Origin of the sequence: Rhodococcus sp. 5A-K4 (assembly GCF_046097995.1) — a bacterium.
GTDB classification, from domain to species: Bacteria; Actinomycetota; Actinomycetes; order Mycobacteriales; family Mycobacteriaceae; genus Rhodococcus_F; species Rhodococcus_F erythropolis.
Genome location: NZ_JBJURM010000011.1, coordinates 1 through 15,322, shown reverse-complemented (window position 1 = coordinate 15,322; position 15,322 = coordinate 1). Strand labels below are relative to the sequence as shown.

General features: G+C 61.8%; 18 protein-coding genes. 14 read left to right on the top strand and 4 right to left on the bottom strand.

The window, feature by feature from the left end:
* Positions 1-14 precede the first annotated feature (14 nt).
* From ACKAMS_RS16055 to hisF, 6 genes are read left to right on the top strand one after another with little or no spacing between them, the layout of a single operon-like run.
* Positions 15-1,136: an MFS transporter gene (locus ACKAMS_RS16055; protein WP_024487482.1), complete on the top strand. Its 1,122-nt coding sequence runs from the start codon at positions 15-17 to the stop codon at positions 1,134-1,136.
* A gap of 9 nt (positions 1,137-1,145) precedes the next feature.
* Positions 1,146-1,781 carry an imidazole glycerol phosphate synthase subunit HisH gene (hisH, locus tag ACKAMS_RS16050; RefSeq protein WP_003942389.1) on the top strand — a complete coding sequence of 212 codons (636 nt, stop codon included), beginning with the start codon at positions 1,146-1,148 and terminating at the stop codon, positions 1,779-1,781.
* Complete coding sequence (locus ACKAMS_RS16045) at positions 1,778-2,029, top strand: hypothetical protein (RefSeq protein ID WP_019748773.1); 252 nt, start codon at positions 1,778-1,780, stop codon at positions 2,027-2,029. The genes hisH and ACKAMS_RS16045 overlap by 4 nt, the downstream gene beginning before the upstream one ends.
* A gap of 19 nt (positions 2,030-2,048) precedes the next feature.
* On the top strand, positions 2,049-2,783 hold the full coding sequence (gene priA, locus ACKAMS_RS16040; protein WP_003942371.1) for a bifunctional 1-(5-phosphoribosyl)-5-((5-phosphoribosylamino)methylideneamino)imidazole-4-carboxamide isomerase/phosphoribosylanthranilate isomerase PriA: 735 nt from the start codon (positions 2,049-2,051) through the stop codon (positions 2,781-2,783).
* Positions 2,784-2,792: 9 nt separating this feature from the next.
* Positions 2,793-3,626: an inositol monophosphatase family protein gene (locus ACKAMS_RS16035; RefSeq protein ID WP_021333657.1), complete on the top strand. Its 834-nt coding sequence runs from the start codon at positions 2,793-2,795 to the stop codon at positions 3,624-3,626.
* Complete coding sequence (hisF, locus tag ACKAMS_RS16030) at positions 3,623-4,396, top strand: imidazole glycerol phosphate synthase subunit HisF (RefSeq protein WP_021344485.1); 774 nt, start codon at positions 3,623-3,625, stop codon at positions 4,394-4,396. Before ACKAMS_RS16035 ends, hisF begins: the two co-directional genes overlap by 4 nt.
* On the opposite strand, the gene ACKAMS_RS16025 is transcribed toward hisF, so the two are convergent.
* Entirely contained in the window at positions 4,393-5,010 is a 618-nt protein-coding gene (locus tag ACKAMS_RS16025) for a TetR/AcrR family transcriptional regulator (protein WP_029255504.1), read from the bottom strand. The two genes, hisF and ACKAMS_RS16025, sit on opposite strands and share 4 nt — an antisense overlap.
* 118 nt (positions 5,011-5,128) lie before the next feature.
* Between ACKAMS_RS16025 and ACKAMS_RS16020 the strand changes: the two genes are divergently transcribed.
* The gene (locus ACKAMS_RS16020) at positions 5,129-6,610 is read left to right on the top strand and encodes a flavin-containing monooxygenase (RefSeq protein ID WP_408989236.1); all 1,482 of its coding nucleotides are present in this window, start codon (positions 5,129-5,131) and stop codon (positions 6,608-6,610) included.
* 21 nt (positions 6,611-6,631) lie between these two features.
* Here the strand turns inward: ACKAMS_RS16020 and ACKAMS_RS16015 are convergent, their stop codons facing one another.
* Positions 6,632-7,153, bottom strand: coding sequence for a universal stress protein (locus tag ACKAMS_RS16015; protein WP_408989235.1), 522 nt, complete (start codon positions 7,151-7,153; stop codon positions 6,632-6,634).
* Between the two features lie 101 nt (positions 7,154-7,254).
* On the opposite strand from ACKAMS_RS16015, the gene hisI reads away from it, so the two are divergent.
* From hisI to ACKAMS_RS15995, 4 genes are all read left to right on the top strand, one after another.
* On the top strand, positions 7,255-7,602 hold the full coding sequence (gene hisI / locus ACKAMS_RS16010; protein ID WP_003942390.1) for a phosphoribosyl-AMP cyclohydrolase: 348 nt from the start codon (positions 7,255-7,257) through the stop codon (positions 7,600-7,602).
* A gap of 6 nt (positions 7,603-7,608) precedes the next feature.
* The gene (locus ACKAMS_RS16005; protein WP_019748768.1) at positions 7,609-7,902 is read left to right on the top strand and encodes a DUF1905 domain-containing protein; all 294 of its coding nucleotides are present in this window, start codon (positions 7,609-7,611) and stop codon (positions 7,900-7,902) included.
* Between the two features lie 24 nt (positions 7,903-7,926).
* The gene (locus ACKAMS_RS16000; RefSeq protein ID WP_408989234.1) at positions 7,927-8,553 is read left to right on the top strand and encodes an SRPBCC family protein; all 627 of its coding nucleotides are present in this window, start codon (positions 7,927-7,929) and stop codon (positions 8,551-8,553) included.
* Between the two features lie 73 nt (positions 8,554-8,626).
* Positions 8,627-9,013 carry a DUF2784 domain-containing protein gene (locus ACKAMS_RS15995; protein ID WP_046378658.1) on the top strand — a complete coding sequence of 129 codons (387 nt, stop codon included), beginning with the start codon at positions 8,627-8,629 and terminating at the stop codon, positions 9,011-9,013.
* Positions 9,014-9,073: 60 nt separating this feature from the next.
* On the opposite strand, the gene ACKAMS_RS15990 is transcribed toward ACKAMS_RS15995, so the two are convergent.
* The gene (locus ACKAMS_RS15990; protein WP_047889955.1) at positions 9,074-9,499 is read right to left on the bottom strand and encodes a nitroreductase/quinone reductase family protein; all 426 of its coding nucleotides are present in this window, start codon (positions 9,497-9,499) and stop codon (positions 9,074-9,076) included.
* A 109-nt stretch (positions 9,500-9,608) separates the two neighbouring features.
* Between ACKAMS_RS15990 and ACKAMS_RS15985 the strand changes: the two genes are divergently transcribed.
* Together ACKAMS_RS15985 and ACKAMS_RS15980 are read left to right on the top strand one after the other, a co-directional pair.
* Positions 9,609-10,031: a metalloregulator ArsR/SmtB family transcription factor gene (locus tag ACKAMS_RS15985; protein WP_020907992.1), complete on the top strand. Its 423-nt coding sequence runs from the start codon at positions 9,609-9,611 to the stop codon at positions 10,029-10,031.
* Entirely contained in the window at positions 10,028-11,080 is a 1,053-nt protein-coding gene (locus ACKAMS_RS15980) for a cation diffusion facilitator family transporter (RefSeq protein ID WP_408989233.1), read from the top strand. The genes ACKAMS_RS15985 and ACKAMS_RS15980 overlap by 4 nt, the downstream gene beginning before the upstream one ends.
* Before the next feature lie 13 nt (positions 11,081-11,093).
* Here ACKAMS_RS15980 and ACKAMS_RS15975 read toward each other — a convergent pair whose 3' ends face one another.
* Positions 11,094-11,705 carry a glyoxalase gene (locus ACKAMS_RS15975; protein WP_046379926.1) on the bottom strand — a complete coding sequence of 204 codons (612 nt, stop codon included), beginning with the start codon at positions 11,703-11,705 and terminating at the stop codon, positions 11,094-11,096.
* A gap of 306 nt (positions 11,706-12,011) precedes the next feature.
* Here ACKAMS_RS15975 and ACKAMS_RS15970 point away from each other — a divergent pair, with 306 nt between their 5' ends.
* The gene (locus ACKAMS_RS15970) at positions 12,012-15,116 is read left to right on the top strand and encodes a multicopper oxidase family protein (RefSeq protein ID WP_408989284.1); all 3,105 of its coding nucleotides are present in this window, start codon (positions 12,012-12,014) and stop codon (positions 15,114-15,116) included.
* The last annotated feature ends 206 nt before the right edge of the window (positions 15,117-15,322 follow it).

Below are 15,322 nucleotides of genomic sequence, written 5' to 3'. Positions count from 1 at the left end.
TTCGCACTCCGGGCATGATCGGTGTCCTGATCATGGCGGCGGCAGCTTTCGGTGGCTGGTCGTTGCTGTTGCCGGTGGTGCCGTTGCTGGTTGCGCATTCCGGCGGATCGGATGCGCTTGCCGGATCGGTGACCGGTGTCTTCATGGCGGCCACGGTCGTGACGCAACTGCTCGTGCCTCGGTTGTTGCGGACGCAGGGCTACCGGCGCGTGCTGGCGGTCGGATGTCTGCTCCTCGGTCCACCGTCGTTGGTGCTGTTGATCTCGGCCGACGCCGGCCCCGTCCTGGCGGTTTCCGCGGTGCGAGGAATCGGTTTCGGCATGCTGACGGTTGCCGGCAGCGCGCTCGTGGCGGAGTTGGCGCCCAAACGAATTCTGGGCCGTGCCACCGGCGCTCAGGGAATCGCGATCGCAGCGTCACAAATGGCGGGGCTTCCGCTGGGGCTTGCGATCATGGAACGGTGGTCGGCGACACCGGTGTTCGTTCTCGGTGCGCTGATCCCGGCACTCGCGCTGGTGGCCATTGCCGGGTTGCCGAAGATCTTCGCCCAGCCCACCGGCGAATCCGCCCGGTTGAGTGTGTTCGTCGTCTTGGTCCCGGTGCTCGCTCTGGCGTGTGTGTCCGCGTCGTTCGGCGGGCTGTCGTCTCTACTGCCGATCGCAATCTCGGAGCGCGCGGCCGTTGCAGGTGTGGTGTTGGCGACCGCCAGTGGATCGATGTTGATCGGCCGGTACTCGGCGGGCCTGATCGCCGATCGTCTCGGCAGTGGTCGGACACTCGCGCCGGCATTGGCGTCGTCGACCATCGGATTGGTGCTGTTCGCGATCAACGTCGACGGCGGGTCGACGCCGGTCTTGTTCTGCGCGGCGGTCCTTTTCGGGCTCGGGTTCGGGGCGGTGCAGAACGAATCCTTGGTCATGGCGTTTCAGGCTGCCGGCCCGAGGCAACTCGGATCCGCCAGCGCGATCTGGAACATCGGCTACGACGCCGGCACCGGAATCGGTGCACTGGCGTTGGGATTCGTGGCCACGACTGCCGGCTATGCGTGGGTCTTCGCGGTCTCCGCGGTCGTTGTCGCTCTGCTCCCGGCACTGGCCGCGGGCGGCAAAGTGATCGGCAGCAGGGTTGCCCGATAGAGTTGGGGCATGAGCGCTTCCACGATTGCTGTACTCGATTACGGCTCCGGCAACCTGCATTCGGCTACTCGCGCACTGGCGCGCACCGGGGCGCAGGTGGAGGTGACCAACGATATGAAGGTTGCATTAGCGGCGGACGGTCTGGTGGTGCCCGGTGTCGGCGCGTTCGCGGCCTGCATGGAAGGTCTGCGCGCAGTTCAGGGTGACCGAATCATCGGTAGACGCTTGGCCGGTGGCCGACCGGTGCTGGGTATCTGCGTCGGCATGCAGATTCTGTTCGACCGCGGAGTCGAATTCGGTGTCGAGGCGGAGGGCTGCGGCGAATGGCCTGGCACCGTCGAGAGGCTGCAAGCAGAGGTTTTGCCGCACATGGGCTGGAACACCGTGGAGGCTCCGGAGTCGAGCACGCTGTTCAAGGGTATCGACGCCGACACCCGCTTCTACTTCGTTCACTCGTACGGTGTGCAGAGTTGGGAACTCGCGCCGTCCGAGCACATCGCACCTCCGAAGCTGACGTGGGCAGATCACGGCGGAAAGTTCCTCGCTGCCGTCGAGAACGGTGCGTTGTCGGCAACGCAGTTCCACCCCGAGAAATCCGGCGACGCAGGCGCCGAGTTGCTGAGCAACTGGGTGCAGAGTTTGTGACCGGGAGTTCCGGCCCGAACCGCGGCGACGACTTTTCCCTCGCTCGTCTGGCGTTGTTCTCGCTCGGCGCCGCTGTGGCTGCGTTGGCGGTCGCCACCGTCGTCATCGTCGTGCTCAAACCCTCGCCGGGTGTCGGTCTCGCGATCGGTCTCGTGGGGGTCGTTGCTGCGATCGCGGCAATGGGCGTCGTATCCAAGCGGATGACCCGAAAAGCGTTCGGTGACCCGGAAGACGGTTCGAGGTCCTGACCTACTAGGGTTACCGCACGTGAGCCTGGTCCTTTTGCCTGCTGTAGATGTTGTCAACGGTGAAGCTGTTCGCCTCGTGCAAGGAGAGGCGGGAAGTGAGACCGGTTACGGGTCGCCCCGCGACGCTGCTCTTGCGTGGCAGAACGACGGTGCCGAATGGGTGCATCTTGTCGACCTCGACGCCGCTTTCGGGCGTGGGTCCAACAGCGAACTGCTGGCAGGCGTCATCGGCGACCTGACGGTCAAGGTGGAACTCTCCGGAGGAATCCGCGACGACGCTTCCCTGGAAGCTGCACTGGCCACAGGCTGTGCCCGCGTCAATCTCGGAACCGCCGCTATCGAAGATCCCGAGTGGTGTGCCCGTGCATTGGCCAAGTACGGCGACAAGATCGCCGTCGGACTCGACGTTCGTCTGGTCGACGGCCAGTACCGCACCCGTGGGCGCGGCTGGGTCACCGACGGCGGCGATCTGTGGGAGACCCTGGCCCGTCTCGATCGCGACGGCTGCACCCGTTACGTCGTCACCGACGTCTCCAAAGACGGCACACTCACCGGTCCCAACCTCGAACTTCTCAGTCAGGTCTGCGCTGTCACCGACGCTCACGTCGTCGCCTCCGGTGGTGTGTCGACCATCGAGGATCTGCTCGCCATTTCCAGCCTGGTTGATCAGGGTGTCGAGGGCGCGATCGTGGGCAAGGCGCTGTATGCCGGTCGCTTCACTCTCCCCGAAGCGCTGGCAGCAGTTTCCGGATAGATTTTCCAGATGACTCCGACGCGTGACCTCGACGAACTTCTCGCGATTGCGGGTCGGCTTCTCGATGGCGTCCACGATCAGTTCGTCGCCGGTGTCGGCGCCCCGAGTGCGGTCCGCAAGGGCTGGGGTGATTTTGCCACCGAGGTCGATCTTGCGCTCGAGAAGCGGTTGACCGCGGAGTTGTTCGAGCAGACCGGCATCGAGGTGCACGGCGAGGAATTCGGCGGCCCAGACGTCGGTTCGGGGCTCGTCTGGGTTCTCGACCCCGTCGACGGTACTTTCAACTATTCGGCCGGATTGCCTACTGCCGGAACACTGTTGGCGCTTCTCGACGATGGTGTCCCGGTGCTCGGATTGACCTGGCTTCCGTTGATCGGTCACACGTACGCCACTCGTGCCGGCGGTCCGTTGTTGGTCAACGGAATCGCCGTACCGCCGCTGGAGCCAACCGATCTGGCGTCGTCGATCGTCGGATTGGGTGCCCTCAACGTCAACAGTCGCGGCCGGATCCCCGGCAGTTTCCGTCTCGACCTCCTCGCCGAGATCAGCAAAGTGTCCTCGCGGATCCGGATACACGGCTCCACCGGAGTCGATCTCGCTTTCACGGCGGCCGGCATCCTGGGCGGAGCGATCGTCTACGGCCGCAACGCGTGGGACAACGCGGCCGGGGTCGCTCTCGTTCGCGGTGCGGGTGGGGTGGTCACCGATCTGGCCGGCAACCCGTGGACCGTAGAATCGGAGTCGGTGCTCGCTGCCGCCCCGGGCATCCACGGTGAGATTCTCGATATCCTCAACGCGCTCGGTGATCCGCGCGCTTCGTCCTCAGGAGGACCACAGTCATGACCCTCGCAGTTCGTGTGATTCCGTGCCTCGACGTCGACGCCGGACGAGTGGTCAAGGGTGTCAACTTCGAGAATCTTCGCGACGCCGGAGATCCGGTGGAACTCGCGGCAGCGTACGACGCTCAGGGCGCCGACGAACTGACCTTCCTGGACGTCACCGCCTCCACGTCGGATCGTGGCACGATGCTCGACGTCGTAAGTCGTACTGCCGAGCAGGTTTTCATTCCTCTGACCGTCGGCGGTGGAGTGCGCACGGTCGCGGACGTCGATCGTCTGCTGCGTGCCGGTGCCGACAAGGTCAGCGTCAACACCGCGGCGATTGCGCGCCCGGAACTGCTCAAGGAACTGAGTGAGCGTTTCGGCTCGCAGTGCATCGTCCTCTCGGTCGACGCCCGCACCGTTCCCCAGGGGCAGCCGGACACACCGTCGGGGTGGGAGGTCACCACGCACGGGGGCAAGCGCGGCACGGGCATCGACGCTGTCGAGTGGGCCGAGCGTGGTGCCGAGTTGGGAGTGGGGGAGATCCTGCTCAACTCGATGGACGCCGACGGCACCAAAGCGGGCTTCGACCTTCTGATGATCCGCGCTGTCCGGGCGGCAGTCCACGTACCGGTGATCGCCAGTGGCGGTGCCGGCGTGGTCGAGCACTTTGCCCCGGCAGTCGAAGCGGGCGCAGACGCAGTTCTCGCAGCGAGCGTCTTCCACTTCGGCGATCTGAGCATCCCGGAGGTCAAGGATGCGATGCGTGCCGAGGGAATCGTCGTTCGCTAGGCGTTCTCGGCGCGGATTCCGTCGAACATGAGGCGGCTGATGGCTTGGTTCAGCGTGGTGCAGTCGACGGACGAATCGGCTCGCAATCCTTGAATCGCACTTGCCAGCATCATGCCGTTGACGGCCTGCGCAGTGTTGTCGACGTCGAGGTCGGCGCGTAGATAGCCGCATTCGACTCCGTGATGCAGGTACGCCGCGGTCAAGGATGCCGACTGGTCGAGTAGATCGAGCATCCGGCCAGTGAGATCGGCGTCGACGCCTGTCGTCTCGAAGAGCAGAACCCGCGGAATGCGCGGGTCGTCGAAGAAGATGCGGGGGAGCGCTTCGGCGATGCGACCGACCTGGGCGCGGTACTCGTCCAATGTATTTGCTGCGTCAGGGGCATTTTCGACGGCGAGTGCGCTGATGATCTTTGCGATCAGATCGTCGATGACGTGGTCGATGATGTCGCGCTTGTTCTCGAAGTATCGGTAGAACGTGCCGTGACCGATTCCGAGAGTTGTTGCGATATCGGCAATTCCGGTCGCGTGGTAGCCGCGTTCCGCGAAGCACTCGAATGATGCGTCGATGATCTCGCGGCGCAATTCCGCTTTTTTTCGTTCCGCTCGGGTCATGGCCTTCGTCACGTCTGGAATGATACCGTTCTCAATAACGGAATGACGTGTCAGTTTCTGATGTGCAGTTCACGGGTGCGTGGTTCATGGGTGTGCAGTTCATGAGAGGGATTCTCCGATGGCAGTGCAGTACGACGCAGTAGTGGTGGGGGCGGGCTTCGGCGGAATGGGTGCGGCCATTCAACTCAAGCGGATGGGCCTGGACAACCTGGCGATCCTCGAGCGTGAGGACGATCTGGGTGGAACCTGGCACGTCAACCGCTATCCCGGTTTGGCTGTCGACATCGCGTCGGTCACCTACTCGTATTCGTTCGAGCCCAATCCGAACTGGTCCAGGCTCTTCGCACCGGGTGCCGAACTCAAGAAGTACGCCGATCATGTCGCGGACAAGTACGACCTGCGGAAGCACATGACGTTCGGTGCCGTGGTCAACGGAGCCCGCTGGGACGAAGATTCCTCGCACTGGGTGGTCTCCGTGGAGGGGGCACCGGACATCACTGCCAAGTACCTCCTGACTGCGACGGGTTTCCTCTCGCAGCCCCATCGACCGGACATCTCCGGTATCGACGAATTTGCGGGCAAGATCATCCACACCACCGCCTGGGACGATTCCTACGACTTGTCGGGCACCAAGACTGCAATCATCGGAACCGGCGCCACCGCCGTGCAGTTGATCCCCGAGGTGGCGCGGCAGGCCGCAGAGTTGACCGTCTACCAACGCACCCCGATCTGGGTCGTTCCCAAGATCGACGTCCCCATTCCGAGCGCAGTGCAGAAGCTGTTCTCGCGCATTCCGCTCACCCAGCGAATCGCCCGCGCTGTCAGTTCGTCGATACTCGAAATGATCATGGTCAGTGCGGTCCTGCATTACAAGCAGGTCAAACTGTTGAACAAGGGCGCTGCAGCCGCATCACGAGCGTTTCTGCGATCGCAGGTCCGTGACGCGCATCTCCGCGAGCAACTCACACCGGACTACGACTTCGGGTGCAAGCGACCCACATTCTCGAACAGCTATTTCCGTACCTTCACCAAAGACAACGTGCACCTCGAAACCACGTCGATCGACCACATTGCTGCCGACGGAATCGTCACGGCCGACGGCCGCAAGACCGAGATCGACACGCTGGTGCTGGCAACGGGATTCAACCTCTGGGATGTGAACTTTCCGGCCATCGAGGTTATCGGCCGTGAGGGCCGAAACCTCGGTAAGTGGTGGCGCGACAACCGTTTCCAGGCCTATGAGGGGGTCACGGTTCCCTACTTCCCCAATTTCCTCACGCTCGCCAGTCCGTACTCGTACAGCGGGTTGTCCTACTTCACGACTATCGAATCCCAGATGCAGCACATGGATCGACTGTTCGGCGAGGTGAAGCGGCGTGGCGCGGAGACGTTCGAGGTCACCGAAACCGCCAACGCCGAGTTCCTGGACCGGATGACGGAGAACCTCGCGGACTCCGTCTTTTACGGCGGCAGTTGCCAGACTGCGCGGAGCTACTACTTCAATCAGCACGGGGAGGCTGCGATCCTGCGGCCCACGTCTACACGCAATGCGTTTGTCGAAGCGAAACGCTTTCCGCTCGAGGATTATTCGATCAGCTAGGCGGGCATGCCCCGTGTTCGGCTATCTCGCCGATCTGACTCCGCTCGGAACCGATATCACGGGATAGCGGTTCTGCCGGTTCAGTCGGGAAGAGACCGAGCTGTGTATCAGTTGGCTCACCGCGGAGGCAGCGCCCTTTCGCGGTGAGCCGATCACGATGGTGAAGGCGTCGTACTTGTCCGCGGTCGCGAGGATGACACCGGCCGGGTCGCCGTAGGTACAGTCGTATGTCCAGGTGTCCGTGTGCGAGGCAAGTGTCGAGGTTGTCTGTTCGCGTTGCGACACCATCTCGTCGTGCAGACGCGTTTCGAACTGTGGTGAGTCGGTTTCGACAGGCAAGTCCTCGGACGTGATGCAGTGAACGACGTGGAGTGCTGAATCCTCCTTGGCGGCAAGCGTCAATCCGTAGCTGACGACATTCTTGCTGCTCAGGCCTGTGCCGATCCCGACAACGACGTGGCGGGCCGGGACGCGATCGGTGCTCGCGTTCACGAGGTGGCAGGTGTACTCCGGGTGTGGGCCGTCATGACGTTGATGGTTCATGTCGGATCCTCTTCCAGAGCGAGAAGCGAAGAAACTTCCATTCTACGGCGACCAAGCAGGGGAATTCCACGGAAGTCACAGGTGGAAGGTATAAACGTCATATGAGTCTTGATCCCGCAATCGCGGCGAAGCTGAAGCGAAACGACGCCGGACTGTTCAGCGCGGTTGCTCAGGAGAAGTCGACCGGTGATGTGCTGATGGTCGCGTGGATGGACGACGAAGCGCTCGCGCGAACACTGGAAACCCGTAAGGGGACGTACTATTCGCGCTCGCGCCAGCAGTACTGGGTCAAGGGTGAGACGTCGGGGCACACTCAGTACGTCCACGAAGTGCGACTCGACTGTGACGGCGATTCGGTCTTGCTGATCGTCGATCAGGAGGGCGCCGCGTGCCACACCGGCACTCACACCTGTTTCGACACCGACGTCCTACTCGCTGCGGAACAGTGACACGAGATGGCCGCTGACAAGACTCCACAACCGCTCGATTACGCCTTCACCGCTCCCATCGAGAAAGACGGGGCGTTCGCGACATTTCTGACGGTGCCTGGTTCGGCGGAACTTCTGGGAACCAGGCGCGCTGTGAAGGTGGTCGGGACTCTCGATGGTGAACATCCCTTCGAGGCGACGCTGATGCCGTCCGGTGACGGTCCACACTGGCTTCCGCTGCGCGTGGCGCTCTGCAAGGCGATCGGCAAGAGCGCCGCTGGAGAAGAAGTATCGGTACATCTACAGCAGCGACTGAGCTGAAGTTTTCCCGAACCAAGGAGCGTCGTGGTCGACAGAGCGGTTGATTCGTTGCAGGTGGTAGCGCGAGAGCTGAGCCCGTTCGGCGGTGACGAGTCGAAAACACGCACGTTGCGCATGTCGCGGACCCTCGCGGCGCCCATCGGCACGGTCTGGGCGGCGATCACCGAGTTCGACCGCATTCCCCAATGGTTCATGCCGGTCGGGGGAGAAGCCAGGATCGGCGGCCACTATCAGCTCGAGGGCAACGCCGGCGGCGAAATTTTGGCGTGCGATGCTCCTCGAACACTTCGCATCACCTGGGAATACGGCGGCGATGTGAGCTACGTGACCGTGAATCTCGCCGAAAAAGGCAGTGGTGCAACGCTGTTCGACTTCGAACACGCCGCGGACGTGGCGCCGGATCGGTGGGCCGAGTACGGTCCAGGTGCCGTCGGTGTCGGGTGGGACATGGGACTGCTCGGGCTGGCTCGCCACATGGAACTGGGGATCGCGACGCCACTCGAGACACCTGAGTGGTCGGCGAGCGACGAGGCCAGGGCATTCATCGCGGGAAGCAGTGAACTGTGGGCCGAAGCTGCGATCGCATCGGGCGACGACCCGGATGCGGCTGCAGCCGCCGCTGCTCGCACGACCGCTGCATACACCGGGTAGATCACCTCTACGAGGACTAACATCGGATTAGTCTGGTTGTTGCGGGACTTCCGCGCCACGAGCGGAGACGACGATGGTGTATCGGCTCATCGAAGTAGTGACGGTGTTCGTCCACTTCGCGTTTGTCCTCTATGTGGTGCTGGGTGGGTTCGTGGCGTGGAAGTGGCGTCGTACCATCGGTTTTCACCTTCTTGCAGTCGTCTGGGGAGCCGGTTCGATAGCGGTCGGATATGACTGCCCGCTGACCAATCTCGAGAACTGGGCCCGCCGAATGGCCGGTATCGCGGAGTTGCCGTCCACCGGATTCATCTCGCACTACATCACCGGCGTGTTCTATCCGGCGAGTATCGAAGGCCTGGTACAGGCGCTCGCGGCGACAGTGGTTGTCGGATCCTGGGTCGGATACGTGCTGCTCGGACGGCATTCGAAGGCTGAGGTCAAAGCCTCTTCAGCGACCTAATTCCGTACAAACGATCCCTGCCGTTTCCGAATGGAAACGACAGGGAGGCGCTACCTGGATTTACGCGCGAGTCAGTGCCACCACCGGGATTGTGCGGATCCCAGCTGTCTTCTCCGCATATTCGGCAAATCCCGGGTATCGACTGGCCTGCTCGTCGTAGATGCGGTCACGCTTCTCGCCGGTTACTTCGCTGACGGAGACCGGGTATGTTTCGGTGCCGATCTCGACCTCTGCCTGGTCGGTGGCAACGAGGTTGTAGTACCAGTCGGGGTTGGTCGGGGCACCGGCCTTGGATGCAAAAACGTAGATGGTCTTCGGATCCTGCTCGTCTGCCAGATACATCATGGGACTCACGGAATCGCGTCCGGATTTGCGTCCTGTGTGGTGGACCAACACCATGGGCGCACCTTCGAAGGGGCCACCTACCTTGCCCTCGTTCTCCCGAAATTCCGCAATGATTCCTGCGTTCCAATCGTCGGTACTCATCGTTGTCTCCCGGTCTGCGAGTGGCGAAGGGCTCTGCCGCCAAGCTTTGCACAACTGGTGAATCGACGAGAGGTCATCTTCGGCGTCCAGCATGATCTACTATCTACGTATGAACGCAGATAGTGGTGTTTGTCGCCGCAAGCTTCCCGATGATCAAGTCGACCTCGTAGTCGAGGTGTTCCGCATGCTGGCCGACGCAACCCGTGTGCAGGTTTTGTGGGCATTGGTAGACCGTGAGTGCTCGGTGAACGAACTGGCGGAACGCGTCGGCAAGCCGGCGCCCTCGGTGTCGCAGCACCTGGCGAAATTGCGCATGGCAAGGTTGGTACGAACGCGCCGCGATGGTACGACGGTGTTCTATCGCCTGGAGAACGACCATGTGCGCCAACTGGTTACGGACGCGGTCTTCAATGCGGAGCATGCCGGACCCGGATTGCCGGGGCATCACCGTAGTGAAGGTGAACTTCGGGAGATACACCCGGAGCGCTCGGCGAAGGTCGATCGTAGCGATCAAGAAGAAGGTGCGTCATGACGCACGAACCAAAGATGTCCCACGGCCACGGCCACGGCCACGGCCACAGTCACGGCCATGTCCACGGCCCGAAGGGGTTTCGATCGGCAGTTCGCGAAGTGTTCTCCCCGCACAGTCACGACGCTGCCGACAGTGTCGACGACGCATTGGAATCGAGCGCAATCGGCATCCGGGCGGTCAAGATCAGTCTTGTCGCGCTCGGAGTCACCGCAGTTGCTCAGGTTGCGATCGTGGCGATCTCGGGTTCGGTGGCGCTGCTGGCGGACACCATTCACAACTTCTCCGACGCGCTCACGGCAGTCCCACTCTGGATTGCCTTTGCGCTCGGTCGGCGCGCTGCAACCAGGCGCTATACCTATGGTTTCGGGCGTGCGGAGGATTTGGCCGGACTGTTCGTGCTCGCCATGATCGCACTGTCGGCAGTGATCGCCGGTGTCGAGGCGGTGAGGCGATTGATCAACCCGGTCGAGATCGAGCACCTCGGTTGGGTAGCGGCGGCAGGTTTGATCGGTTTCATCGGAAACGAATTGGTGGCGTTGTATCGGATCAGGGTCGGCAGGCAAATCGGTTCAGCGGCCCTGGTGGCCGATGGATTGCATGCTCGGACAGACGGATTCACCTCGCTCGCAGTTCTTCTGGGTGCCGGGGGAGTTGCGCTGGGTTTCCCGTTGGCAGATCCGATCATCGGCCTTGTCATCACCGTGGCCATCGTGGCGGTGCTGAGGACTGCAGCGCGAGACGTCTTCCGGCGGTTGATGGACGGCGTCGAACCGGAGTTGGTGGACGGCGCCGAGCATGCATTGATGCACGAACCCGGAGTCCTCGGTGTTCGTGATCTGAAGATGCGGTGGATCGGACACCGACTGCATGCCGATGCAGAACTCGACATCGATCCCCGGGCAACGCTTGCCGAAGCTCACGCGATTGCACACAGCGCCGAGCATTCGCTCACTCACGCGGTACCCAAACTCGGTACCGCCTTGGTGCATGCGTACCCGGCGCATGACGCGCCGAACTCCGAGGTCGGATACCGATCGCCTTCCCGGTGATCTGTGCCTGATGTCAAGCGGACGCGACTTCCCAGGCGAAACCGTCAGGATCCGCGAAGGGTTCGGACGCACCGGTGATGGTGATTCGGTGCGATCCGGTGCCCTCGGGAGCGAGCCCGGCGTCCTTTGCCAGGGCGCCTCGGCCGTACAGTGCCAGCGTGACATTGTTTGCTGCGCTGGTGAATTCGACGTACTTGCGGCCGAAGCTCTTCGACACCTCGAGGCCGTGGTCGAGGTAGAACTGCTTGCTGGCCTTGACGTCTTCGGCGCCGAGCAGCAGCACGAGGCTGTCGATTGTGCGGGTGGCGGGTCCATTGTTCTTCTTCGACGACGTGGCGATCTTCCAGATCGAACCGTCTGGAGCCTGAACGACTCCGCCGTATCCCCAGAGGGATTTCTTCACCGGCTTCAAGACGGCGGCACCGGCTGCGAGTGCGGCGCCGACGAAGGCGTCGACGATGTTCGGTTGGGAGACGACGAGCGAAAGGGTGTACCCACGAAACCCGGTTGTCGGTTCGTTCGATTCGCGTAGCTGGATTCGATCTCCGACGCCGAGAGCGTTGTAGAAGGCTTCGGCTGCGACGAGGTCGGGAACGTCGAGGATCACGGATTGCGCGGTGGTTATCTGGGCGCTCCCTGCTGATGTGTGGATTGACGACGTGTGGTCGGAAGTGGACTTCTGTGGTGTGTTCATGTGTTTCAACGTAATTGCGGGTCCCTTGGCTGTGCTTCTCGATTTCTGATCGGTTTGCTGAGACTGCTTGCAAGGTGCAGCGCTCAAGCGGGCAATTTGTCGTGAATGTACTGTTCAGCCGATGTTTTCTCGATAGGCTGATGAGCGCTGATCGGACGTATCTCACGCCACCATGGAACGGGGAAACCAGTGATCGCACTGCGAGGAAAGTCGTTAGCCGCAGCAGTAGTGGTGTCCATGACGATGGCGTTGGCCGCGTGTACGTCCGCTGAATCGGCGCCCGAGGTGGGCGCCAACTACGGCTCGGACGGAACCGCCGTCGACTACCGGGAGCCGGTGAAACTGAGTAGCCGAGATGGTGTTCTCGAGGTGCGCTTGTCCGCTCATCAGGGAGTGATTCCGCTCGATACCGCTTCGGCGCCCGTGTCGAATTTTCTGCTCTTCGGGTACGAGGTCATCCGCGGTACGGCGTCGGACGGATCGACCTCGGCGAGTGACGTCTATCCGGCGCCGACTCTCCGCGTCAATCCCGGAGAGCGATTGATCATTCATTACGACAACGATTTGCAGGATCTCACGATCGAGGACTTCTACGATCCGGCATTCACACCGGCGGGCGGGGACGTGCCGATCTATCCGCCGGCGCTGACGTCGGCTCCGCTGAATCTGCACACGCACGGAGTGCACGTGAGTCCGGACGGCAATGCGGACAACGTGTTGCTCAACATTCCCGCCGGCCAGGGAAACGTGTACGACTACGCGATTCCGGGGACGATGCCGAACGGTCTCTACTGGTACCACAGTCACCGGCACACCCTCACCGCCCAGCAGACGTACATGGGCTTGGCCGGGCTACTGGAAATCGGCCGGCCGGACGGGAATTTGCCTGTCGTGACGGCAAACGACGTTCCGATTCGCGATATGGCACTGCAGTACAACTTCGTATTCGACCGCAAAGGAAAGGGCCGACAGCTCAACGACGCGAACTGGCCCCAATTCGTCAGTACGTTGACGCCACCCGCCGGTACGGAATTAGCCGACGGGACGTACCGTCCGAGCCTTGCTCCGGTGAATTTCTCGGACACGACCGAGGGCGCGCAGTATTTCACCAACTGGTACGCGGGACCGTTGTCCCCGGCCAATCATCGTGGACAGAATCAATTCGTTCCAGGCAATCTGCAGAGCTTCGTGGGTGAATCGACGAGTGTTCCGGCCGATCCCTCACTACCGGACAACCAACGCGATGTGCAGTACACCGTGAACGGTCAGTTCCAGCCGTCGCTGAAACTGAAGCCGGGGCAGACCGAGATCTGGGTGCTTGCCAACATCAGCGACTTTGCCTACATGCCGGTTACGTTGACGGAAACCGCAACCGGCACCCATCCGAAGTTCGCAATCGTGGGGCAGGACGGAAACCCGTTCGACGAGGTCAGGCCACCCGTGGACGGGGACGGAACCAGGCTGGTGATTCCGCCGGCCTCGCGCTATGCAATCGCCGTGACGATGCCGGAGTCCGGCGATCTGGTGCTGGAGATGCCACCGCTGGAAGGTGCGAAACCGGTGAGCAATCCGGGCATTCTCTATACCAACAACGGTACCGACAATCCGCGCGCCGAACTCGGAACCGTCACCGTCGACCCGTCGGTGATCAGTTACGCGGACGGATTCTTCACGTTCCCGACTCAGCAGTTGATCCGCGCGACGCCAGACGAGGGCGAAGGGAAGACGACTCCCTTCGAGTTCGGACAGAAGCTCGATACCTACACCTCGTTCGTGGATACAGCAGCGATGACGCCCGACGTGACCCGCAACCTCACAGTGTCCGGTGGGTTCGGAAACGAGAAGGCCAGCAACAGCGATCCGAAGGCCTTCACCTACGAATTCGCCGACAACACGTTCCCCAACATCCCGCTGATTCAACCACGGCTGAATTCCGTTGAAGAATGGAAGATCACGAACCTCAACAACGACGAACACCCGATGCATATTCACGTGAACGACTTCCAAGTGATGGAAGTAGTTGATCCCGTCGCAGGGACGACTACAGGGGTTCAGCCCTGGGGGATCGACAATGTGAACGTGCCTGCTCCGGTGACTGACGAGAATGAGAATGCTCTCGAGCCTGCGTCAGTGACGTTGCGAACGAAGTTCACCGAGTACACCGGAACCTTTGTGATTCACTGCCACCGACTCAACCACGAGGACAACGGTTTGATGGCTACCGTCAGCGTGATTCCCGAGGTATCGACGTATGCCGTCGCGGTACCTGGTTCGGCCGGCGTGCCCGCCAAGGTGCAGATATTCGATGCCAACGGCGACAAACTGATCACCGCTGTGACGCCCTTCCCGTCGTTCGAAGGCACCCCGAGTGTTGCGATGGCGGACGTGAACGGAGACATGGTGCTTGATCTGGTCGCTGGAACAGGGGCAGGCTCGGCTCCGGAAGTGGTGGCGTACAACGCAGTCGGCGGCGTGCCGTTCACCGACGAGTTGGCAAGATTCGCCCCCTTCGATGTGGGTTTTCGTGGCGGAGTGAACATCGGCGGCGTCGATATCGACGGAAACGCACTGGCGGACAACATCATCGTTGCCTCGGGCCCAGGGATGGAGTCGCAGGTCAAGATTTACTCCACCGACCTTCCGGCGGACAAGAGGTCCGCACCCGCAGAATTCGGTTCGTTCTCGCCGTACCCGGGATCGAGTAGCGGAGTCACGTTCGCAACCGGAATGGTTGACAGTCACTCCGGTCGAGCGAGCATCGTGACCGCACCGGGTCCGGGCGAGGAGTCGTTGATCAAGACGTTCCGCTACGACCTGTACGAACCGACTGCGGCTGCGGAGGGCGACTCCGATGAACACGCAGGTCATACGAATGGTCCTGTAACGACATCACAGTTCTTGGCATTCGGCCAGGGCTACCGCGACGGGGTGTCTCTGTCGACGGGTTGGGTGGCCGGCGCCGAGGGTGGCGCAAAGTCGATAGTGGCAGGCATGCTCGGAGGAGAAGGATCAATCCGCGTCTTTTCGAGTGGATCCAGGCTCGACGGTGCACCCGAGATGTACCTCGAGAGTCCAGATCACCATTCGACGGACGTGGCGTTTCGGGAGGTTGCAGCGTTCGACCCGTTCACCGCTCCAGGGTCGGGTGTGGGAGTGGCCACGACGAGCACGACTGCCGGCGCGGATCTCCTCGTCAGCGGCAGCAACGGAACGGGTGCCGAAGTTCGGAAATTCACTCTCGGTCGTGCAGATCCGTCTGCGACCACATTGACACCGACGCTTGTGGGAACGCTGCCGCCCTATCCCGTCGGCGGGGGAGTTCTGCCGCTCGGTGGTCGATGATCAGGTTTTGAGATTTTCTGAAAGTAGTTACATATCAACCGGTCTCGAGTTCGATGTTTCTTGAAACCTGTCCGTTATGTCTCTGGTTATCGAAAGTATGTTCGATTAGACTTTGGGCATGGACAGTCGGGAAGCATGGCAGCTGGATGGTGAGGGCCTCAAGGGTGAGGTTCTCGATCTGGTGCGTGTCCGGCACGAGTTGCAGT